The sequence below is a fragment of the Flavobacterium piscis genome (genome assembly GCF_001686925.1).
GTDB classification, from domain to species: Bacteria; Bacteroidota; Bacteroidia; order Flavobacteriales; family Flavobacteriaceae; genus Flavobacterium; species Flavobacterium piscis.
This window is the reverse complement of sequence record NZ_LVEN01000002.1, coordinates 241,244-263,466: the sequence shown is the minus strand read 5'-3', so window position 1 is coordinate 263,466 and position 22,223 is coordinate 241,244. Positions and strand designations below refer to the sequence as shown.

Here is a 22,223-nt window from a genome sequence, read left to right as displayed (position 1 = left end):
TTATACTTGTTTTTCTTCTGTTTTTGATTTTTTATTCAAGGGAGTAATTTTTGTTTCATCGTCAAAAAGCATTCTGACGGAAGGTGTATAATCATCATCATATTGTCCTGATTTAACAGCAACAATAAAGGCAATAAAAAAACAAATTGCCACGAAAATACTTACTGAAATTAATAGATAAATGACACTCATACCTTATTTATATGTTCAACAAAATTACTAGGTAGGTCGTTGTTAAAATATGATAATTATCATAGTTGTAAACTAATGTTAAATTTAATAAAAAAACATTTACAAATCACTTACAACTATCTTAAAATACTCTTGCTTAAATAGTTAGACATCAAAGTAACAAAGCTTACAATTGTAATTGTGCTCAAAGGCATAATAATGGCGGCTACTAATGGAAGCAGGTTGCCGGTTACTGCAAAAGAGAGCCCAACAATATTATAAAGGAGCGATAAAACAAAACTCATCTTAATTATCATAATTGATTTTTGTGATAATTTTAAAAAATAGTTCAGGCGTGAAAATTCTGAAGCGTCTAAAATAGCATCGCAAGCTGGAGAAAAAACATTGACATTCTCAGAGATAGAAATGCCAACATTACTTTGTGCTAAAGCTCCGGCATCATTTAAACCATCTCCTACCATCATCACATTTTGGCCTTTATCTTGTAATGCCTTGATAAATTGAAGTTTCTGTTCTGGCTTTTGATTAAAGATTAATTCTGTTTCTAAAGGTAAAATAGATTGAAGACTTGCCCTTTCTCCGTCATTATCTCCGGATAAAACCTTTATTTGATATGTTTTACTTAAATTAGAAAATAAATCTTCTAAGCCTTCACGGTATTGATTTTTAAAAGTAAATTTTCCGTAATAAACATCATCAATTTTAACATGAAGTGCAGTTTTTTCAATTTGAGATGAGTCGGGTCCTGAACTTCCCACAAATTCAGCAGATCCAATTTTTAGTTCTTTATTATTTACGGAGGCCAAAATTCCTTTTCCGGTTATTTCCTGAAAATCATCAATTTTAACTTTCTGTGTTTCTGATAAAAAATCATACAGCATGCGGCTTAATGGATGATTAGAAGCCCGAAGTACATTTTTTATCAAAATATAATCTTGTTCAGAAAGAATATTTCCTTCATATGAAATATTTGACTTTTTATTGGTTGTGATCGTGCCCGTTTTATCAAAAACAATCGTATCTACCTTTGCTAATTGTTCAATGACCAATGCATTTTTAAGGTACATTTTTTGTTTTCCCATTATTCTTAGAATATTCCCAAAAGTAAAAGGTGCAGTAAGGGCAAGTGCACAAGGACATGCAACAATTAAAACTGCTGTAAAAACATTAAATGCTGTATTGGCATCTATGAATATCCAATATGCAAAACCTGCAAAAGCAATTAATAATAATATAGGAGTAAAATAACGGCTTATGGCATCTGTAATCGTTTTATGTTTTTGAAACACATTTTTCTGAAAAATTTCATTGCTCCACAGCTGGGTAAGATAACTTTGTGAAACTGAGTGTAACACTTCCATCTCGATTACTTTTCCTATTTGTTTACCACCGGCAAAAACTTTATCTCCGGATTTTTTAGTAATAGGAACAGCTTCACCAGTTACAAAACTATAATCGATTTCGGCTTTTTCACTAATTAAAATACCATCTACCGGAATTAATTCCTGATTTCTAATCAACAATCTATTCCCTTTTTGAACATCGTAAACAGGAACACTTTCTTCTGATGTGTCAGTATTTATTCTGGTGACTGCAATGGGGAAATAAGATTTAAAATCTCTTTCAAAACTTAAAAAGCTATAGGTTTTAATCTGAAACATTTTTCCGAGCAGCATAAAGAAAACCAAGCCCGTTAAACTATCAAAAAAACCAGAGCCGTAATTCATTACAATATCAAAAGTACTTCGAATGAACATTACGACAATTCCTAAAGCGATAGGAATATCAATATTTAGCATTCCTGATTTTATACTTTTGTAAGCTGATACATAATAACCACTGGCAGAATATAAAAAGCTGGGTAACGCTAAAAGAAAGATCAATATTCTAAAAAATGGTTTATAATTATCAAGCCAAAACTCTTTAATCTCAAAATATTCCGGAAATGACAATAACATTATATTACCGAAACAGAAAAAAGCGACACCTAATTTATAAGTTAAAGTTCTATCTACATTTGTTTTACCTGTTTCATAGTTTTCTAAACTAATGTAAGGTTCGTAACCTATTGAACTTAGCAAATAAACAATAGCTTTTAAGGAAACAAGATCTGAATTGAATGTAATTCGAACTCTTTTTTCAGGAAAATTAACTTGGGAAATACTTATTCCAGGTTGAATTTTGTTTAAGTTTTCAAGAATCCAAATACAGGAACTACAATGAATATGAGGGATATTTAACGAAGCAATGGCAGTATTGCCTTCTTGAAACTCTAATACTTTTGATAAAATTGCTTCATTGTCCAGGAAGTCATATTTGCCCTTAATATCTTGTGGAGTGGCACCTGGCGACTTTTCGAAATCATAATAACAGGTCATATCATGAAGACTAAAAATTTCGTAAACGGTCTTACATCCGTTACAACAAAACTTTTTTTCATCAAAATTGATTTCTTCATTTTTAGCTATGGTCAACCCACAATGAAAACAACTCTGTTCACTCATAAAATCTGTTTTTTTGATACCACAAATGTTAAAAAAACTAGAGATGATAAAAATGATATTTATCATGTTATCACGAAATCGAATTATAAATTTAACAAAATAAAACAGGTAAATAACAATATTCTTTTTTTTCAGCGTTTTTTTTACGAATAATAATGCCTACTAAAGCGAATAATAGTTAATTTTGCAGTAAATATTTTTTGCCATGAATAAATGTGATCAATGCATCGTACGACAGCTTTCTTCTCTTAAAGCACTTAATAAAGATGAAGTTGTAAAATTGGCTAATAGCAAGACCACCTATAAAATAAAAAAAGGAGAATCCATTTTTGAAGAAGGTGAAGTTACTAATGGCGTTTTTTGCATAAAAGATGGTGTTGGAAAACTCTCAAAATTAAGTGCAAACGGAAAAGATCAGATTGTAAAATTAGTACAATCAGGTGAACTTTTGGGCCAGCGCTCAATGATTAGTAATGAACCTGCAAATTTATCAGCAAAAGCAGTTGCTGATATGGAAGTTTGTTTTATTCCTAAAACTGAAATATTACACTTTTTTAACAATAACAATCAGTTCTCAATGAACCTGATGCAATCTGTTTGTGAAGATTTGAAAGAATCTGAAAACGATAAAATAGCTTTAGTTCAAAAAACCGTAAAACAACGTTTGGCCGAAACTCTATTGCAATTGCATGATTCTTTTGGTGAAAATGCTGATAAAACTTTAAAAGTTCAACTTACAAGAGAAGAATTAGGTGGAATAATAGGTACCGCTACAGAAAGCTGCATCCGATTATTATCCGACTTTAACAAGTTGGACCTAATTGAATTAGTAGGTAAAAAAATCATGCTTAAAAACATTAAAGCATTAAAAAAAATAGCCGAATAATTATAGTTTTTTAGCTTCGTTCCAAAACACATCCATTTCTGCCAAAGTCATATCCATTAAGGGTTTTCCTAATTCTCCGGCTTTACTTTCGAGATATTGAAAACGCTTAATGAATTTTTTATTCGTGCGTTCTAAAGCATCTTCAGGATTTACATTTAGAAATCTTGCGTAATTGATCATAGAGAATAAAACATCACCAAATTCAGCCTCGATTTTATCCTGATCACCTGATTTTACCTCAACTTGTAACTCTTCTAATTCTTCCTGTACTTTATCCCAAACTTGGTGTGGCTCCTCCCAATCAAACCCTACACCTTTTACTTTATCCTGAATTCGGCTTGCTTTGACCAAGGCCGGTAAGCTTCTTGGAACGCCTTCCAGAACTGATTTCTTACCTTCTTTCAACTTTAATTTTTCCCAATTTTGTTTTACTTCTTCTTCATCCTTAACAACAGTGTCACTATATATATGAGGATGACGATGAATTAGTTTATCACAAATTTCATTACAAACATCTGCAATATCAAAATCGTTAGTTTCAGAGCCAATTTTTGCATAAAAAACTATATGTAACAGCAAATCCCCCAATTCCTTTTTTACTTCATTTAGATCATTATCTAAAATAGCATCTCCCAGCTCATAAGTTTCTTCGATAGTAAGATGTCTTAGCGTTTGCAAAGTCTGTTTTTTATCCCACGGACATTGCTCACGAAGTTCATCCATAATAATTAATAATCGTTCGAAGGCTTTAAGTTGAAGTTCTTTGCTCATTTTATAATTTTTTTTGGATTGTAACAAGTATTGTAAAAGTAAAAAATCCTGCCAAGAAAACATCTTAACAGGATTAATATATTTGAATGCAGTAACTACTATTCTTCTTTTTTCGCTTTTGCTTTTTTAACAGCAGGAGCTTTTTTTGGTTTTTCTTCAACAACCGGAGCTTCCTCTGCAGCTTCGGCAGCAGCAGGAGCCAAATCACTTACTAAATCTTTTGCCTGAAGTGTATTGTACCAGTTTAATACTTTTTTAATATCAGAAGGATAAACTCTTTCCTCATCATAATCAGGAAGAATTTCTTTAAAATAAGCCGCTAGTGTAGCATTATCTTCTTTATGAGAAATTGCCTGACCTTTATTTTCCTTAGTAGCAATACGTTGCATTACTTCTGTCAATGGTTTTTCTCCATCGTAAGTATAAATTGAAATTTCTGACAATAAACTTACATTACTTTTTAAGTTAACAGTAATTTTTTTTCCGTCTGTCAATGATTCTGCCACAAAGCCTGTACGAGTTTGCACTTTCAATACATATAAACCTGGTTTCCCAGAAATGGCTAAAATTTTGTCTAAATTCATGTTTATTAAAATTAGTATTAAGAATTTGATTTATTATATTTTATTGATTCTAATTTCTCAGATCAATTATCTCCCTTTTTTAGCGGCAGCAAATTTCATTCTATATTCCTGAAACGTTTTGCCTTCGGTAATATTTTTTAATTTCTTTTGAATCAATCTTTTTTTCAAAGATGATATTTTATCGGTAAACAAAATACCTTCGATATGGTCGTATTCATGTTGAATAACTCTTGCGATCAAACCATCAAAAACTTCTGTTTTTACTACAAAATCTTCTTCGCAGTATTCTATTGTTACCGTTGGTTTTCTATAAACATCCTCACGAACGTCAGGAATACTTAAGCAGCCTTCATTAAAACTCCATTCTTCACCTTCTTCGTTCACAATCTTAGCATTGATAAAAGTTTTTTTGAAACCTTTTAAATCTTTTTGCTCATCTGAAGATAAATCATCATCATCACTAAAAGGAGTTGTATCAATAACAAACAAACGAATTGGAATACCCACTTGTGGTGCAGCAAGTCCTACTCCGTAAGCGTTATACATGGTTTCATACATGTTTGCTATTGTTTCTTTTAAGTTTGGATATTCCGGCGTAATTACCTCACCCACTTTTCTTAAAACAGGATCACCATATCCTACAATTGGTAAAATCATTTGTGTTTTTTTAATATTTTATGTAATGAAAACTCCTGAATTTAGTTCTCATAATTCAGCTGGCAAAAATAGTAAAAAATAGTCAATGAATAATTCTAAAGATATATTATATCATATTTTTTACTTTCTTCTTAAATCTCATCTATAATTATGCCAAATTAATTCGTACAATTCGTACTTTTGTTTGTAAACCGTACCATAATGTTTGATCGTATCTCGAAATTTACTAACAGTACCTCTTTTTTAAACGCCTCTAAAGTAACTATTGCTTCTGTTGTTCCAGTTATAATTTTGAATTTTTTAGGTCATTTTGAAATAGGCTTTACAATTGCTTTAGGAGCTTTCTATACCTATCCCAGCGATGTTCCCAGCTCTTTATCTCATAAAATAAAAGGTCTTATTGTGGCGTCTTTTATAGTGTCAGGCGTGAATTTATTAGTAAATCTGGCGTATCCCTATCCTTATTTATTTTATCCTTTTTTAGGATTTTTACTTTTTTTATGTTCGATGATTTCTGTGTACGGGCAGCGTGCTACTTTGGTATCATTCTCTGCCTTATTATCTATTACGTTATCATTTGGACATTTGCATGAAGGCTGGGATGCTTTTGAATATTCAGGTTTTATATTTATTGGCGGAATATTGTATTTAATTGTGTCGTTGGTTTTTCATTTTGTGCAACCTTATAAATATGTTGAATTACAAATTGCCGAAGGCATAAAACTAACCGCCAAATATTTGAAATTAAGAGGTGATTTATGGAGTCCTGAAGCCAATCGCCAGAAAATTATCGAAAAACAACTTGCGATACAGGTCGATCTTAATTTAATTCACGAGGATTTACGACGAATGCTTATTGGCAATCAAAATGCATCCGGAACTACAAGTCAAAACCGAAAAATGCTTCTTGTATTTATCACTTTGGTTGAGATTCAAGAACTTGCCTTGTACACCTCTTTTGATCACAGCAAACTTCACGAAAAATTTGCCAAACATCCTGATGTTCTAAGAACATATCAAAATGTAGCCTATAAACTGGCATCAACATTAAAAAAGCTTTCTAAAAACGTACATAATATTAGTGTGTATGTTGATAAAAATGATTTGAAGAATGAACTTGATGCGCTTGAATTTGCCATTTTTGACTATGAAAAAACTTTAGGAAGGGAAGAAGCTGCAGAAGGAGTTTTGATGCTGACCAATATGTTAAAATATGCTAAGAATCAGGTTGGGAAAATCAAAATTATCCAACGCGCTTTCTCGCTTGCCATGCAGTCTTTTAAATTAAAGGATAAAGATAAAGAATTAGAAAAATTCCTAACTCCCCAATATTACCCGTTGCGCACTTTAATTGAAAATTTAAGTTTTTCGTCTTCTATCTTCCGGCATTCCGTAAGGCTAACTATCACGATTTTGATTGGTTTTACTATCGGACAGTTTTTAGCTTTTCAAAACGTCTATTGGATCTTATTAACCATTGTAGTAATTATGCGTCCAGGTTATGGCTTGACCAAAGAACGTTCTTATAACAGAATTTTCGGGACTATCCTTGGAGGTCTTTTAGCTTTTGGAATTGTATCTGTAATACAGAATCATGTGGCGCTAAGTATATTATCTATTGTATGTATGCTTTTAGGGATTTCTTTTACGCAGATCAATTATAAAATAAGTGCCACTTTTGTTACAATGTATGTGGTTTTTATTTATGGAATATTAACTCCGAATGTTGTCGAAGTTATTCAGTTTCGTGTTTTAGATACATTGGCCGGAGCCACTTTAGCCTTTTTAGCCAATCAGTTTTTATGGCCGGCCTGGGAATTTATCAATACCCCTATCCATATCGAAAACTCAATTAAAGCCAATAGAAATTATCTTAAGGAAATTGCTGATTTTTATAATAAAAAAGGCGAGATCCCTACTTCATACCGATTGGCAAGAAAAAATGCTTTTGTTGAAATTGGCAATTTAATGACCTCTTTTCAGCGTATGATGCAGGAGCCAAAATCGAAACAGAAAACGTTGCCATTAGTCAACAAACTGGTAGTTTTAAATCATTCGATATTATCTGCTTTAGCATCATTATCAACTTACATTCAATCACACCAGACAACATCAGCTTCTGAATCATTTAATTATATTATAAAAACAATACTTTCCAACTTAGATCATTCGATTTCTATTTTACGAAATGAAACTATTTTAACGGATACTTTTTTTGATAAAGAAGATGTAACATTACAATTCGAAGAGCTCAAACGCGTCAATTTTACGCGCCTAATTAAGGATGAGGAACTTGATAAAGAAACGCGCCAAGCCAAAATGCAGGAAGCTCAAATGGTCATTGAACAATTGATCTGGATGAGTAATCTGGCCGAAAAGATTTTAAAAATTACAGAAGAATTTAAAGCAACAAATCCAGATTAATTCATCTGGATTTGTTGTTTATAATATAAAAATTGAGCTTAGTTATTTAGTTTTAAAACTTCAGAAGTATGTTTTCTAAGTTCTGCTAAAAGCTCTGGCTTATCATTTAGAGTTTGTCCATAAGAAGGAATCATTGTTTTCATTTTCGCTTGCCATTCTGGTGTTTTCACCTGATCAGTAAAACATCTGCTAATTAAATCAACCATAATTGCAACTGCAGTCGATGCTCCGGGAGAAGCGCCTAGTAATACCGCTAATGTTCCGTCATGAGTATTGATAACTTCTGTGCCAAATTCTAAAACACCACCTTCTTTTTCATCTTTTTTAATTACCTGAACACGTTGTCCTGCTTTCTCTAATTTCCAATCTTTAGAACGTGCAGAAGGTAAATATTCACGTAAAGCTTTCATTCTGTCTTTTGGAGATTGACGAACCTGCTCAATTAAATATCTTGTTAAAGGTATATTATGGAATCCCGCTGATAACATCGGAATTAAATTATTTGCTTTTATGGATAACGGTAAATCTAAATAAGATCCGTTCTTTAAGAAACGAGTCGAAAACCCAGCAAAAGGTCCAAATAACAATGCTTTTTCACCATCAATCACACGTGTATCGATATGCGGAACAGACATTGGCGGTGCTCCTACACTTGCTTTACCGTATACTTTTGCCTGATGTTTCGCAATTACCTCAGGATTGGTACATTTTAGCCATTGCCCGCTTACCGGGAAACCTCCGTAACCATTTCCTTCAGGAACGTTTGCTTTTTCCAGTAAAGGCAATGAACCTCCACCAGCACCAATAAATACAAATTTGGTGTATGCTTTTCTTGTTTGACCTGTTGTTAAATCAGTGATTTTAATTCTCCATGATTTATCTTCGTGTTGTCTTAATTTTTTTACTTCATGATTAAAATATAGAGAAACACCGTCTAGTTTTTCTAAATAATTAAACATACTTCTGGTCAAAGCGCCAAAATTTACATCGGTACCAATTTCCATATGGGTTGCAGCTAATTTTTCATTAGCTTCTCTGCCTTCCATGACAAGCGGCATCCATTCTTTTAGTTTCTCAAAATCAGTACTAAACTCCATTTGAGAAAAAATAGGATTGCTTTGTAAAGCATCGAATCTCTTTTTAAGGTATTCGACATTTTTATCTCCCCACACAAAACTCATATGAGGGACACTTTTAATAAAATTATCTGGAGATGGTACTTTATTTTCTTGTACCAAATAAGACCAAAACTGACGAGAAATCTCGAAAGATTCTGCTATACTTATTGCTTTTTTAGGATCGATACTTCCATCAGCCTTCTCTGGGGTGTAATTTAATTCACAAAAAGCTGAATGTCCTGTTCCTGCATTATTCCAAGCATCAGAGCTTTCAGCAGCAGCGACATCTAAACGCTCATAAATTTCAATTTTTATATCGGGTTGCAGCTCTTTTAAAATTAATCCAAGAGTTGCGCTCATAATTCCAGCTCCAATAAGCACTACTTCACTATTGGAACGTATTGTATTGTCAGGCATAACAGTAATTTGTATTTAAAGTGCAAAGGTACTTTTTATAATTGCAAAAAAAAACTAAAATCACATGATAAAAGTTATGTTTTTACTAAAAATAAGGTTTGAGAATTGCAAAGCTCAAAAATTAAAAACGGTTTGATGAAAGATAATCCTGAAGCATTATCGTAGCTGAAATTTCATCAATCAATCCTTTATTTTGACGCTGTTTTTTGCTTAATCCACTATCTATCATAGTTTGAAATGCAATTTTAGAAGTAAATCGTTCATCCACGCGAACCACTTTCATATCCGGAAAAATATTAGAGAAGTGAGTAACAAATCCTTTAATCACAGCAGCACTTTCTGACGGCTGCCCATTCATTTGTTTGGGTTCGCCAATTAAAACGGTCTCTACTTTTTCTTTTAAAAAATAATCCTTCAAAAAATCGATCAAAGTATTAGTTGGAATTGTGGTCAAACCTGATGCAATAATTTGCATTTCGTCAGTAACAGCAATTCCTGTTCGTTTTTGTCCGTAATCTATAGAGAGAATTCTTGGCATTTTTCCAATTTTAAACAAAGATAGAAAAGGAATTAATAACTTAAAAAATAATCTCTGTAATTTAATTTCTTAAACAAGCCCTTATAATACAGGCCGTATTTTACATTATTACATACAAAATTAACATATTATCTTTTTAATCAGAAAAATGTTGTTTATTATTTCATAATTTAAAAAAAAATAAGTTCTTTTGCGACAAATTCCACGGATGTTTTTAAACAATTAAATACCATGTATTTAAAAGAAATAAGGCACACGTAAAAAAATTAAAAAAACATTAATTCGCCAATGAATAACTACAAACAATGTATTGCCTTATTTTTTAAAAGATTTCTTCTCATCGTTATAATTTACCAGTTAAGCAGAGCTCTATTTTATTTTATGAATTTAGACTTGTTTGGTGATTTTACACTTCAAAATTTTACAGGTGGAATCTTATTTGATTTGGCTGCAATCAGTTATTTGAATATTGTTTTTTTGATTGCTCACTTACTTCCAGGGAATCTTAAATATAATAGTCTGTATCAAAGTATACTTAAGATTATTTTTTACTCTGTTAATCTTATTTTTATTGCTACTAATTTTATTGATATTATCTATTATCGCTTTACTTCAAGAAGAAGTACTTTTTGTATGATAACTGCCAAAGGTATGGAGCAGGAAGCAATAGGACTCATACCTTCATTTTTATCAGAGTTTTGGTACATTGGTCTTATTTTTATTGCTATTAGTATCTTATTTTGGAAATTACTTCCTAATTTGAATAAAAACATAACTCGACAAGATTTAACTAAAAAAGACTATTTCTTAAAATTTAGCTATTTAATTGTTTCAATTGTAGTTTTATTGATTTTGGGACGTGGAGGACTGCAAAAAAAACCTATAAAAATTGTTGATGGAATTAAATACGGTGCCTTAAGCAATACGGCTTTAGTATTGAATACGCCTTTTACTATTTTAAAAACTATAACAAAAAAAGAAGATATTGACAATATTACTTATTTTAATACAAAGGAATTAAAAACCATATACAATCCCGTTATTTCATTAAAGCCTAACAAACCGGCTATCAAAAAAAACGTGGTGATTTTGATTTTAGAAAGCTTTGGTAATGAAAACATCAAACGCGGACAAACTCCTTTTTTAGATTCGCTTATCACAAAATCATATTATTTTAAAAATGGCTTTGCCAACGGAAAAGTATCTATCGACGCAGTTCCTTCGATACTTTCGAGTATTCCCAGCTTAATGAATAATTCGTTTATCACCTCAAGTTATTCTTTAAACAAAATAAATGGTCTTCCGAAAATTTTTAAAGAACAAGGTTATAAAACTTCCTTTTTTCATGGTGCTTTCAACGGAAGTCAAAACTTTGACCAATATGCCAAAGTTGCGGGATTTGATCACTATTTTGGGAAAGACGAATATACCGGTAAAGAAGCATTTGATGGACGATGGGGAATTTTTGATGAAGAATTTTTACAATTCTATGCCCAGAAATTATCTTCGTTTAAACAGCCTTTTTTCAGTTCGTTATTTACTATTTCTTCTCACAATCCTTATATTATACCTGAAAAATATAAAGGAAAATTTCCTAAAGGAACGACTGTTATTCAGGAAAGTATTGCTTATAGCGATTATGCATTGAAAAAGTTTTTTGAAACTGCAAAAAAACAAAAGTGGTACAAGAACACTCTTTTTGTAATTTCTTCTGATCATACATCGGCCGGAGGCGATCAGGAAGCTGATCAAACCAATATTGGAAAATTTAGAATTCCGATCTTATTTTTCGATCCTTCTAATCCTGAATTAGTGGGTGTTGATGAAAAAAACTTTCAACAGATCGATATTATGCCAAGTATATTAGATTATCTGAACATTAAAACTGATATGGTCAGCTTTGGAAAAAGTTATAAATCTAAAAACAACTTTGTAGTATATTATCTTCAGGGAACGTACCATTATATTAAAGACGACTATTATTTGGCTTTTGCAAATAACCAGACTATTGGCTTTTACAACTGGAAAAAAGACGTTTTATTAAAAGATAATTTAATTAATAAAGACAAATCTAAAATTAAAGAATACGAAAAATTCGTAAAAGCTTATATACAATCTTTCAATGAAAGAATCATTTATAACAAATTAGCACTTTAAACAAAAAGTCCGTTTTGAAAACTCAAAACGGACTTTTTCCCAAATATTCAAAACCTAAAAAAAGTAAATACTATCTATTAAATAATCTTTTAAAGAAACCTCTTTCCTCCTCTTCTTCCTCTTCGTCTACAACTACTCGTTCTTCAAATTGAGCAAATTTCGCATGACCTTTTTCGTGTTCAAAAATCAGATCTTTAATATATTCAACATAACTTTTCTTTTTTTCTTCTAAAAACCCAATAAGGTATTTTTCACTAAACTCCATTCCGCTTGCCGCCTCAATCTGTAAAAGTTTTTTATAAAGAGGCTCTATATGCAATGCAATAACTTCTTGCGGTACCGCCTGACGTCTTCCAAAATAATTTACAATAACATCATTCTCATCTCGTGAAATTTCAAAATCGGTAATGACCCAATAGTATCTTCCTGATTTTGCAAGATTTTTTACAATAGCATGAAAGTTTTTTCCATTTTTAAGATTTTCCCAAAGCACTTTAAAAATTACTCGTGGCATATCCGGGTGACGAATAATATTGTGCGGTTGCCCCATTAGTTCATAATCTTCATAACCACAAACATCAACAAAGGTTTCATTGGCATATTCAATAATACCAAAAGCATTTGTTTTACTCATAATCACCTGAGTTTTGTCCCATGAGACTTCTTTATCAATAATAGTTCTTTGTCCCTGAAGTTGATTTTCCTGATTCATGTCTTGCTGCTTATATAATTTGTTTTGGAATGGTATTTTAATTTCTCTTTTATATTTGGAGAAATTCGTGATGCGAAATTAATTAGAACAAAAAAGTCAAAACCTGACTATTGTCATATTCTGACATTAAAAAAACTTTTGATGGCACTATTTCTCAAAAATTTAACTTAATAGAACAATATATTTATTTATCAAATTAAAAACAAAAAGTTAAATCTGTAACATTTTCAAAAGCTTTTACCTTTTTGCATTTGTACAAATACGCTATCTTTGCCAAAAATTAAAACTTATGAATTCTTTACAGACTATAATCGAACAAGCTTGGGAAAACAGAGCTTTATTACAAGAAACTACTACAACTGATGCTATCAGAGAAGTGATAGAATTGGTTGATGCCGGAAAATTACGTTGTGCTGAACCAGTTGGTGACAAATGGCAAGTAAACGAATGGGTAAAGAAAGCTGTTGTGATGTATTTTCCAATTCAAAAAATGGAAACATGGGAATCTGGTATTTTTGAATATCACGATAAAATGTTACTAAAAAGAGGTTATGCTGAAAAAGGAATTCGTGTGGTACCAAATGCGGTCGCACGTTACGGAGCTTATATATCAAGTGGTGTTATTTTGATGCCAAGTTATGTAAACATTGGTGCATATGTTGACGAAGGAACTATGGTTGACACCTGGGCAACTGTTGGTAGCTGTGCTCAAATTGGTAAAAATGTACACTTAAGCGGTGGTGTTGGTATTGGTGGTGTTTTAGAACCCCTACAAGCTGCTCCTGTAATTATTGAAGATGGTGCATTTATTGGTTCTCGTTGCATTGTTGTTGAAGGTGTGCACGTAGGTAAAGAGGCTGTTCTTGGTGCTAACGTTTGTTTGACTGCTTCTACAAAAATTATCGATGTTACCGGAGATGAGCCTGTTGAAATGAAAGGTTTTGTTCCTGCACGTTCAGTTGTAATTCCTGGAAGTTATACTAAAAAATTCGCTGCCGGTGAATTTCAGGTACCATGTGCCCTGATTATTGGTACACGTAAACCATCTACAGATTTAAAAACATCATTAAATAATGCACTTCGCGAATACGACGTTGCAGTTTAAATTTTAGATTACAATATATTAAAATCCAAATTCCAATTGATAAGATTGGAATTTGGATTTTTTTTGCTTCAATTTGTAGACTCTAAATAAGATTAAGCTTTCTATATGAAGATACTTGTAATTCAACAAAAAATGATTGGCGATGTTTTGATTAGCAGTATTATATGCAATAATTTGCGTACTGCATATCCTGATGCTCAGATAGATTATTTGGTTTATGCTTCGACAACTCCGGTTTTAGAAGGCAACACAAGTATTGACAATATTATTTTGTTTGAAGAAAAGCATCGGAAAAGTAAAAAAGAGCTACTTAAGCTTGGAATTCAGATTCGAAAAGAAAAGTATGACTTATTAATTGATGCCTATTCAAAATTAGAAAGCTGGATTTTGGTACTATTAAGTAATGCCAAACAAAAAATCTCCTATAAAAAGCCAGGCAGAAACTTCCTTTATACTGATAATGTTCCGTTTGAAGCTCTTCCTAAAACTAATTTAGGTTTGGCAATAGAAAGACGTCTTTCTTTATTAGAACCTTTGGATTTAAAAATAAAAATTGATCCAATTCCTAAATTGTTTGTTTCTGAAAAAGAAAATCAGGAAGCAATTGCTCTTTTTGAGAAGCATAATATTCAAAAGGACCGCAAAACAATCATGATTAGTCTTTTAGGAAGCGAAAAATTAAAAACATATCCTTTAGAATTCATGTCTAAAGTGGTTGATTATATTGCGGATAACGCCAATGTAAATATTCTTTTTAATTATTTCCCAAAGCAGTTAGAAGATGCCAAAACGGTTTTTAATGCGTGTAAACCTTCAACTCAGGAAAAAATATATTTTGATTTACTGGGCGATGATCTTCGTTCGTTTATTGCTATTATGAATCAATGCGATCTCATTATAGGAAATGATGGCGGTGCTATAAATATGGCAAAAGCACTGCAAAAACCATCATTTATTATTTTTTCTCCTTGGATAGAAAAAAGAATCTGGGCAACTTTTGAAGACGGAATTCATCATCTATCTGTACATTTAAAAGATTATCGCGCCGATTTATTTGATCAAAAGACTGAAAAAATGCTTAAAAATGAATCTTTGTCATTATATAAAGAATTTAAGCCTGAATATTTTACAGCTCAAATCGAATCGTTTTTAAATCAAAATTTAAGCAATTCGATCTAATGACTTTGTTTAAAAAACAAGCTTTAACAGCATTGGTTATTACTTATAATGAAGAGCACAATATAAAAGCTGTTCTTGATCATTTGGCTTTCGCCGATGAAATTATTGTCGTGGATTCTTTTAGTTCAGATGCTACTTTTGAAATAGCTTCCTCTTTTAAAAATGTAAAAGTTGCTCAACGATTTTTTGATGACTTTGCTTCTCAACGCAACTATGCGTTAAGTTTAGCAACAAATTCATGGATTCTCTTTATTGATGCTGATGAAAGACTTACAGCTGACCTTAAAAAGGAAATCAATACTATTATTAATGAGCAAAATAGTGCTTCAGCCTATTTTATGTATAGAACTTTTATGTTCCAAAATAAAAAATTGCGTTTTAGCGGCTGGCAAACAGATAAAATCATCCGTCTGTTTAAAAAAGAAGAGGCGTATTATAATTATGAAAAAATTGTACACGAAAAATTAATCGTAAACGGATCCATCGGAAAATTAAAGAACAAATTAATACATTATTCTTATGCCGGTTATGCTGATTATAAACAAAAAATGATTCTTTATGGGCAATTAAAAGCGCAGGAAGAATTAGCAAAAAAAACGAAACCCCAATTTTTCCATTTTTACATACGACCAGTTTATCAATTTCTGAACCAATATATCATTCGCTTAGGAATTTTGGACGGAAAAAAAGGTCTTATTATTTGTTACTTAAATGCTTTGAGCGTTTCAGTACGTTTTCAGCAACTTAAAAAATTAAGATCAAAAACTACGATTTCCAAAACTTAAGCTTCTTTTTCAATCTTTTCTTTCGGGCAAATTCTTCCTGAAAATGAGTAGTGGCCTGCCACATCTTTTCAAAAATTTCAGCTTCAGTTTTTTGTTTATAGAACTTTGAATATTCGTTGCTCATTACAGCAATCATTTCTTTTTTAGGCGTTAAGCGGCTAAAGTTATTCATACGCTGCTCAAAACTCATATTTTCGTGAAAATTCATTCGGTTTAAATCGACCAAAAAGAAACTATATGTATTGTTTTCATTCTTCTTAATCAATGTATTTCCGGGAGAATGATCTAAAAACTCTACTCCTTTTTCGTGAAGGTCGAAAGTGAATTTTGTAAACTGTCTTAAAATAAGATCGTTATCAGGATAAGCCGGAATTTCAACCAACTCTCTATAAGTCAATTCAGTTACCAAATGTTCGCTTGCATAATAACTGTCTTTTAAACCCACGATATTAAAATTTTCAAGAAATGCAATTGGGTGAGGAGTTCCAATTCCTTTTTCTAATAAAATCATGGCATATTCAAAAGAGCGTTTTGCTTTTGATTTTCTAAAATAACGATATGCTATTTTGTTTACTATATTCGGAATTTTAAAGGATTTAATATTGATGGTTTTTCCATCTAAATCAAACAATTTTATTTTATTGCGATCTCCATTCCCAAAAAGTTCACCCGAAGAATTAAATATTTTAATTGTATTCAGGATTAAAGGAGTATTATTTTCGAAAAGAGGATTTACTTTAAAATTCATTAGTAGCTTTTTTTGATCAACAAAATTACACATACAATTTTAGACTTCAAATTTTTAATGTATTTTTACTCAAAATTTTATTTTCATGTCCTATACTAACTGCACATTAGTAACTCCTACATATAATTGGCCAATAGCCTTAGAATTATTGCTTTTAAGCATATTAAATCAGACTGTTTTACCTAATGAGGTTATAATTGCTGATGATGGATCAAGAGATGACACTGAAAAATTGATAAAAACATTTCAAAAAACATTTCCAATTCCCTTAATTCATATTTGGCATGAAGATATAAAAAACAGAAAGCCAAGTATTATGAATAAAGCAATTGCTGTTGCAAAATATGACTACATTATTGAGATTGATGGTGACATTATCATGAATAAACACTTTATTGAAGATCATTTAACTTTTGCTCAAAAAGGACATTATTTGTTTGGTTCACGTGTAAATATTCAAAAGAAATTATTGCCTGACTTATTTTCAAAAAAAAATATTAATTTCAGTGTGTTTTCTAAAGGAATTAAGAAAAGAGGCCGAACTATCCGAATACCCTTTTTAATGAATTTTGCAAAAAGTATTGATAAGCGTTCGCGGAAACTCAGAGGTTGTAATATGTCTTTCTGGAAAGAAGATTTTATCAAAGTTAATGGTTTTAATGAAGGTTTAGTAGGTTGGGGAATTGATGATTCTGAAATGATTCAAAGACTGCATAATATTGGAATTAAAGGAAAAAGATTGAAATATTCTGGAATAGCTTATCATATTTACCATAATGAACAATCTAAAAGCCATCTCGAAATCAATAATGAAATTGAAAGGCAAACTATCGAAAAGAAACTTACTTTTATAGAAAAAGGAATTAATCAATATTTATGATGTTTGACATAGCCATAATTTTAATCAATTATAATTCTAGCGACCACAGCATCAATTGTATTCGTTCTATCATTGAAAAAACTTCAAAAAGCATTAATTATCAAATAATTATAACTGATAATTGCTCTAAACAAGAAGATTATTTGAAGCTTAAATTGTTTTGTGAACAGATAGGTTTCTCTAATTTGGAACTTCATAGAAATCGCATTAATACAGGTTTTGGCGCTGGAAACATGTTTGGAATTCAATTCGCTAATGCTAAATATTTAGCGTTTATTAACAACGATACATTATTTAAAAACGATTGTTTATTAATTCTTAAAAATGCTTTAGAGAGCAACGCCAATATTGGTATTGCGGGTGCTCAGGCATATAAAGAGAATGGTGATTTTTTAGCCTCTTTAGATCATTTCGCATCTCCAATGAGAGAAATTTTAGGAAGAAATTTCTTAGAAATAATTAATCCAAAAAAATACCCAAAACGAAAAAAAAAGTATAGACAGCCAATACAAGTAAATTTTATCCCAGGTAGTTTTATGTTTCTTAGAGGTAGAGATTTTTATGATGCAGGAGGCTTTGATACAAACATTTTTCTCTATTATGAAGAAACTGATTTGTGCATTCGATTAGCTAATAAATTAAAGTTTGCTTATTTAATTCCTGAAGCAGAATTTATCCATTTTCACGGAGCGAGTACTGAAAAATCATTGGCAATAAAAAAAGAATTAAAAATTTCGTTACTTTATATTATCCGTAAACATTATAGCTTTTTTGGATATAAAATTGTTTTGCACTTTCTAGTTTTTAAATATTTTTTTAGCAGCATTTTTAAACCTAAAAACTGGTCACTATTTTTTTTAATTTTGGCTGGAGCTCCAATATCAAAATCACTTAAAACGAAGCAAATAATTACAGAATAAAAATGAACGAAGAAATAATCAACACTTACGAAGTTATCAAAGAAGGCGATATCATTCTATATCTGACAGACACGGCTTGGGGAATTGTATGCGACGCTACTAATCCTGAAGCAGTTGTAAAAACATACAATTGAAACACAAAGCATGATTGTTTTGATGAATGGCAAAAAAATGATGTACAATGTTTTTAAAAACATCGTAGAAGTGACTTGGCAGATTTTAGATTTATCTAAAAACCATCTTCATTAATTCTAGACGAATCAATAAACGTTGCAAAAATATAATTACAATTGATAATTCGCTTGGAGTACGCATTGTAAAGGAACCTTTTTGCTTACCGCCGATCGAAACCATAAGTTTTGGTAAGTTTTATTATCAGATAAAACTTCATCACTGGAAATTCACGGAAACGCAGCAAATTACTGGAGCAATTTTTGATTCTGAATACATAAAAAATAAACTTTTTGAAGAATTAAATCATTATGAAAATAATAAATTAGATTGTGAAACGCTTTTAATAGAAAGAGCTTCAACTTTTGACTAGAAAGTGACAGCACCTGAATATATTAAAGTATAGAACGATATTTTACTTTTAACACTAACCCTTTTATAATTAAATATTTTTTTCTAACAAGAAAACATTGTATACTAAAATTTGATATAAAATTTATTGAATCATAATATACAAAATCATTGAAACTATAATTTAAAAAATTTACTTGACAGTAATAAAAAACACATTATGCGTATTACACTGATAAGTCTAGATAATTGGGGATTTAACAACCACATCGCTATCTCTTTAAAACAAAAGGGACACAATGTTCATCACATTAATTTTAATAAATTTGAATATAATTACCCTAACCCATTTTATAAAATTTATAATTTTGTTCTAAAATCTTTTTTTAAGCAAAACTTAAAGACAAAACACTTTGGAAAAAAAATTATAGAAAACTTAAAAGAAATAGGAGAATTTCAGGATGTTATTGTGGTTATAAAAGGCGATTTTATTGATCCGAAAAGCGTTTTGGAATTAAAAAAATACGGAAAAAAAACAATTGCCTATTTTAATGATAATACCTATCGATGTCCAAAAATAATACGTGTAATTCCTAATTTTCACAAGGTTTTTTCGTTTGAGAAAGAAGATTGTGAGCGATATAATTTGAATTTTGCAACAAACTGGATTTATAGTGCTGTTCCTGTAGTTTCAGGTAAGCCTTTTGAATATCAGGTTTTTAATATCATTTCAAAAGATAAAAGACTGCCAATTCTTGCCAAAATCGCTAAAAATTTAAAAGGCAACAACATAAGCCATAAGATATTTGTTTATGATAGAAAATTTAAAAGAAAAACATCCACAATAGAATATATAACAAATCATATTCCATTATCAGAAATTAAAGAATATATAGACAGTTCTCAGGTTTTGCTTGATGTGAATCGAAAAGGGCAAAACGGATTAACTTTTAGAGTATTTGAAAGTATTGGTTTGCAAAAAAAGCTGATCACTACAAATTCAGATATTGCTAATTACGATTTTTACAATCCAAACAACATTTTGATAATCGACCATAAAAATCCAGATATTCCAGTATCATTTTTCGAGAAAGAATATGAAAAAATCCCTGATGCTATTTTTAACAAATACACATTAGACGGCTGGATTGAAAATGTAGTTTATTGTTCAGTTTCTTAAACACTATAATTACAGCCGAATAAAATCTCAATATATTAAAGGGCCTTTTATCATTAAACACTTAAATAATTATTTTTAATTTTAAAATTTAAAGATATTGCCTATAACAGAAAAAAAATATGAAAATTTCAGTTGCCATATGTACCTATAATGGAGAAAAGCACTTAATTGAACAACTTGATTCTATATTAAATCAAACTCATGAGGTTGATGAAATTATTGTTTGTGATGATCTTTCTACAGATAAAACAATTGAAATATTGAATGATTATAAAACTAAACATTCTTCTTTATTTTATATACATCATAATCAAAGTACGTTGCGAAGCGTTAAAAATTTTGAAAAAGCGATTTCTCTTTGCACCGGTGATTTTATTTTTTTATCAGATCAGGATGATAAATGGGTACCAGAAAAAGTTGAAGAATATATTGCCTATTTCAATTCACATCCCGACATAAAAGTTTTATCTTCAAATGGGTATTGCATAAATGATCACTCTAAAATACAGGAAAAATATGCGCTTTGGGATATTCCACGATTTTTAAAAGAAGAAAATATTGACTTTGATTATTACAAAATGATTAGTCAGATTTTAAATTTGGCAACAGGCGCATCAATGGCTTTTAAAAAAGAAATATTACAAGATATTTTGCCTTTTCCAATTGTAAATAAATTTCATCACGACGAATGGATTGCGATGATCTCGAGTTATCAAGGCCAATATGAACTTTTAGATAAAAAGTATTTCTATTATCGAATGCACGATAATCAACAGGTTGGAGGTGTCTTTTATGATAAAAATAAAAACACAAAACAACGATTCATTGGTATGTGTAATTTAGATGATGAAAATATTTCTTTTAGCCTTTATAAAAAAAGATGGAAAAGAATTTTTAGATCCTATCAAAAAAATGCTCAATTAAGTAAAAGTGATTCAAAATTTAGAGATTCCTTTAAAACGAATGCACAAGAAATCAAAGAGATCTTTTTAAGAACAGAATTAGCAATGAAGAAAAAGTTTTTTTTGCAGTATATTTTATTAAAAATAGGGTATGCGCTTAAAAATAAGAAGATAAAAATTTAGTAAAACAAACTTTTATTAAAACTATTATATATATATGAAAGTAAGTGTATTGATGATTACCTATAATCATGCAAAATATATAAAACAAGCAGTTGAATGTATTCTAAATCAAGAAACTAAATTTGATTTTGAATTAATTATTTCTAATGACAATTCTCCGGATGAAACAGATTCTATTGTAAACGAAATCATTAGCGAAAATCCAAAAGGGAATTTGATTCAATATTTCAAACACGATAAAAACATAGGTATGATGCCTAATTTTTTATTTACATTAAACAAAGCAAAAGGAGAATATGTAGCATTGTGCGAAGGCGATGATTATTGGACATCAAATTTAAAACTTGAAAAACAAGTTTTATTTCTTGATCAAAATAAAGAGTACAGCATTTGTTTTCATAATGTACAAACACTTGAAAATGGTGTTTTAAAAGATAACGAGATTCAAAGCGAGATTTTAGAAACTTCAACAATTATTGATTTGGCTAAATATAATTTTATCCAGACTCCAAGTGTAGTTTACCGAAATCATTTATTTGAATCTTTTCCTGATTATTTTGTGTCCTCACCTATTGGCGATTATTTTTTACATATGCTGAATGCTAAATATGGAAAAATCAAATTTCTAAACGAAAATATGGCCGTTTATAGAATCCACCATACATCGTATTGGTCTTCAAAACAGCAAATTGACCGTGAAATTATCTGGGCTGATTTTCTCAAAAATATAAAACCAAATTTTGAAAAACCTGTTCGAAAAATCCTTTCAAAGCAGATTTATCAATTGAAGAAACAAAGATTGAGTGGTATAGACAAAATAGTGCACAAAATTAAATATAAAATAAACGGCCTTTTTTAA

The 22,223-nt window shown here is 30.5% G+C and carries 21 protein-coding genes; 12 read left to right on the top strand and 9 right to left on the bottom strand.

The annotated features are described in order from the left end of the window. Both ccoS and FLP_RS02410 read right to left on the bottom strand, forming a co-directional pair. A complete protein-coding gene (gene ccoS / locus FLP_RS02415) occupies positions 1–192 on the bottom strand; it encodes a cbb3-type cytochrome oxidase assembly protein CcoS (protein WP_065447905.1) in 192 nt (63 codons plus the stop codon). Between the two features lie 116 nt (positions 193–308). Next, complete coding sequence (locus FLP_RS02410) at positions 309–2,696, bottom strand: heavy metal translocating P-type ATPase (protein WP_065447904.1); 2,388 nt, start codon at positions 2,694–2,696, stop codon at positions 309–311. A 205-nt stretch (positions 2,697–2,901) separates the two neighbouring features. On the opposite strand from FLP_RS02410, the gene FLP_RS02405 reads away from it, so the two are divergent. Continuing rightward, a complete protein-coding gene (locus tag FLP_RS02405; protein ID WP_065447903.1) occupies positions 2,902–3,582 on the top strand; it encodes a Crp/Fnr family transcriptional regulator in 681 nt (226 codons plus the stop codon). On the opposite strand, the gene mazG is transcribed toward FLP_RS02405, so the two are convergent. The 3 genes from mazG to def form a co-directional block, all read right to left on the bottom strand. Next, positions 3,583–4,353, bottom strand: a complete 771-nt coding sequence (mazG, locus tag FLP_RS02400; RefSeq protein ID WP_065447987.1) for a nucleoside triphosphate pyrophosphohydrolase — start codon at positions 4,351–4,353, stop codon at positions 3,583–3,585. A gap of 98 nt (positions 4,354–4,451) precedes the next feature. Beyond that, positions 4,452–4,937, bottom strand: coding sequence for a DUF5606 family protein (locus FLP_RS02395; RefSeq protein ID WP_065447902.1), 486 nt, complete (start codon positions 4,935–4,937; stop codon positions 4,452–4,454). 66 nt (positions 4,938–5,003) lie between these two features. Beyond that, positions 5,004–5,594, bottom strand: a complete 591-nt coding sequence (gene def, locus FLP_RS02390) for a peptide deformylase (RefSeq protein ID WP_065447901.1) — start codon at positions 5,592–5,594, stop codon at positions 5,004–5,006. A 201-nt stretch (positions 5,595–5,795) separates the two neighbouring features. On the opposite strand from def, the gene FLP_RS02385 reads away from it, so the two are divergent. Next, positions 5,796–8,018 carry an FUSC family protein gene (locus FLP_RS02385; protein WP_065447900.1) on the top strand — a complete coding sequence of 741 codons (2,223 nt, stop codon included), beginning with the start codon at positions 5,796–5,798 and terminating at the stop codon, positions 8,016–8,018. Positions 8,019–8,056: 38 nt separating this feature from the next. Here FLP_RS02385 and FLP_RS02380 read toward each other — a convergent pair whose 3' ends face one another. Then, positions 8,057–9,553, bottom strand: coding sequence for a malate:quinone oxidoreductase (locus FLP_RS02380; RefSeq protein ID WP_065447899.1), 1,497 nt, complete (start codon positions 9,551–9,553; stop codon positions 8,057–8,059). Positions 9,554–9,674: 121 nt separating this feature from the next. Continuing rightward, positions 9,675–10,091 carry a Holliday junction resolvase RuvX gene (gene ruvX / locus FLP_RS02375; protein ID WP_065447984.1) on the bottom strand — a complete coding sequence of 139 codons (417 nt, stop codon included), beginning with the start codon at positions 10,089–10,091 and terminating at the stop codon, positions 9,675–9,677. A 381-nt stretch (positions 10,092–10,472) separates the two neighbouring features. On the opposite strand from ruvX, the gene FLP_RS02370 reads away from it, so the two are divergent. Continuing rightward, positions 10,473–12,248 (top strand): LTA synthase family protein, encoded by a 1,776-nt coding sequence (locus FLP_RS02370; RefSeq protein WP_243397540.1) that lies wholly within the window; start codon positions 10,473–10,475, stop codon positions 12,246–12,248. Between the two features lie 70 nt (positions 12,249–12,318). Here FLP_RS02370 and FLP_RS02365 read toward each other — a convergent pair whose 3' ends face one another. Continuing rightward, the gene (locus tag FLP_RS02365) at positions 12,319–12,960 is read right to left on the bottom strand and encodes a PAS domain-containing protein (RefSeq protein WP_065447897.1); all 642 of its coding nucleotides are present in this window, start codon (positions 12,958–12,960) and stop codon (positions 12,319–12,321) included. 289 nt (positions 12,961–13,249) lie between these two features. Between FLP_RS02365 and FLP_RS02360 the strand changes: the two genes are divergently transcribed. From FLP_RS02360 to FLP_RS02350, 3 genes are all read left to right on the top strand, one after another. Next, positions 13,250–14,065, top strand: coding sequence for a 2,3,4,5-tetrahydropyridine-2,6-dicarboxylate N-succinyltransferase (locus FLP_RS02360; protein WP_026982140.1), 816 nt, complete (start codon positions 13,250–13,252; stop codon positions 14,063–14,065). Positions 14,066–14,170: 105 nt separating this feature from the next. Continuing rightward, positions 14,171–15,244 carry a glycosyltransferase family 9 protein gene (locus FLP_RS02355; protein ID WP_065447896.1) on the top strand — a complete coding sequence of 358 codons (1,074 nt, stop codon included), beginning with the start codon at positions 14,171–14,173 and terminating at the stop codon, positions 15,242–15,244. After that, positions 15,244–16,029 (top strand): glycosyltransferase family 2 protein, encoded by a 786-nt coding sequence (locus FLP_RS02350; protein WP_065447895.1) that lies wholly within the window; start codon positions 15,244–15,246, stop codon positions 16,027–16,029. Before FLP_RS02355 ends, FLP_RS02350 begins: the two co-directional genes overlap by 1 nt. Here FLP_RS02350 and FLP_RS02345 read toward each other — a convergent pair. After that, on the bottom strand, positions 16,010–16,777 hold the full coding sequence (locus FLP_RS02345; protein ID WP_065447982.1) for a Kdo domain containing protein: 768 nt from the start codon (positions 16,775–16,777) through the stop codon (positions 16,010–16,012). The two genes, FLP_RS02350 and FLP_RS02345, sit on opposite strands and share 20 nt — an antisense overlap. 85 nt (positions 16,778–16,862) lie before the next feature. On the opposite strand from FLP_RS02345, the gene FLP_RS02340 reads away from it, so the two are divergent. From FLP_RS02340 to FLP_RS02315, 6 genes are all read left to right on the top strand, one after another. Continuing rightward, positions 16,863–17,657 (top strand): glycosyltransferase family 2 protein, encoded by a 795-nt coding sequence (locus FLP_RS02340; RefSeq protein WP_065447894.1) that lies wholly within the window; start codon positions 16,863–16,865, stop codon positions 17,655–17,657. After that, complete coding sequence (locus FLP_RS02335) at positions 17,654–18,577, top strand: glycosyltransferase family 2 protein (protein ID WP_243397541.1); 924 nt, start codon at positions 17,654–17,656, stop codon at positions 18,575–18,577. The genes FLP_RS02340 and FLP_RS02335 overlap by 4 nt, the downstream gene beginning before the upstream one ends. A gap of 2 nt (positions 18,578–18,579) precedes the next feature. After that, positions 18,580–18,711 (top strand): Sua5/YciO/YrdC/YwlC family protein, encoded by a 132-nt coding sequence (locus FLP_RS25935; RefSeq protein ID WP_483294813.1) that lies wholly within the window; start codon positions 18,580–18,582, stop codon positions 18,709–18,711. Positions 18,712–19,319: 608 nt separating this feature from the next. Next, positions 19,320–20,279, top strand: coding sequence for a WaaS/CpsH family glycosyltransferase (locus tag FLP_RS02325; RefSeq protein ID WP_065447892.1), 960 nt, complete (start codon positions 19,320–19,322; stop codon positions 20,277–20,279). Positions 20,280–20,398: 119 nt separating this feature from the next. Continuing rightward, positions 20,399–21,364, top strand: a complete 966-nt coding sequence (locus tag FLP_RS02320; protein WP_065447891.1) for a glycosyltransferase — start codon at positions 20,399–20,401, stop codon at positions 21,362–21,364. A 34-nt stretch (positions 21,365–21,398) separates the two neighbouring features. After that, positions 21,399–22,223 carry a glycosyltransferase family 2 protein gene (locus tag FLP_RS02315; RefSeq protein ID WP_065447890.1) on the top strand — a complete coding sequence of 275 codons (825 nt, stop codon included), beginning with the start codon at positions 21,399–21,401 and terminating at the stop codon, positions 22,221–22,223.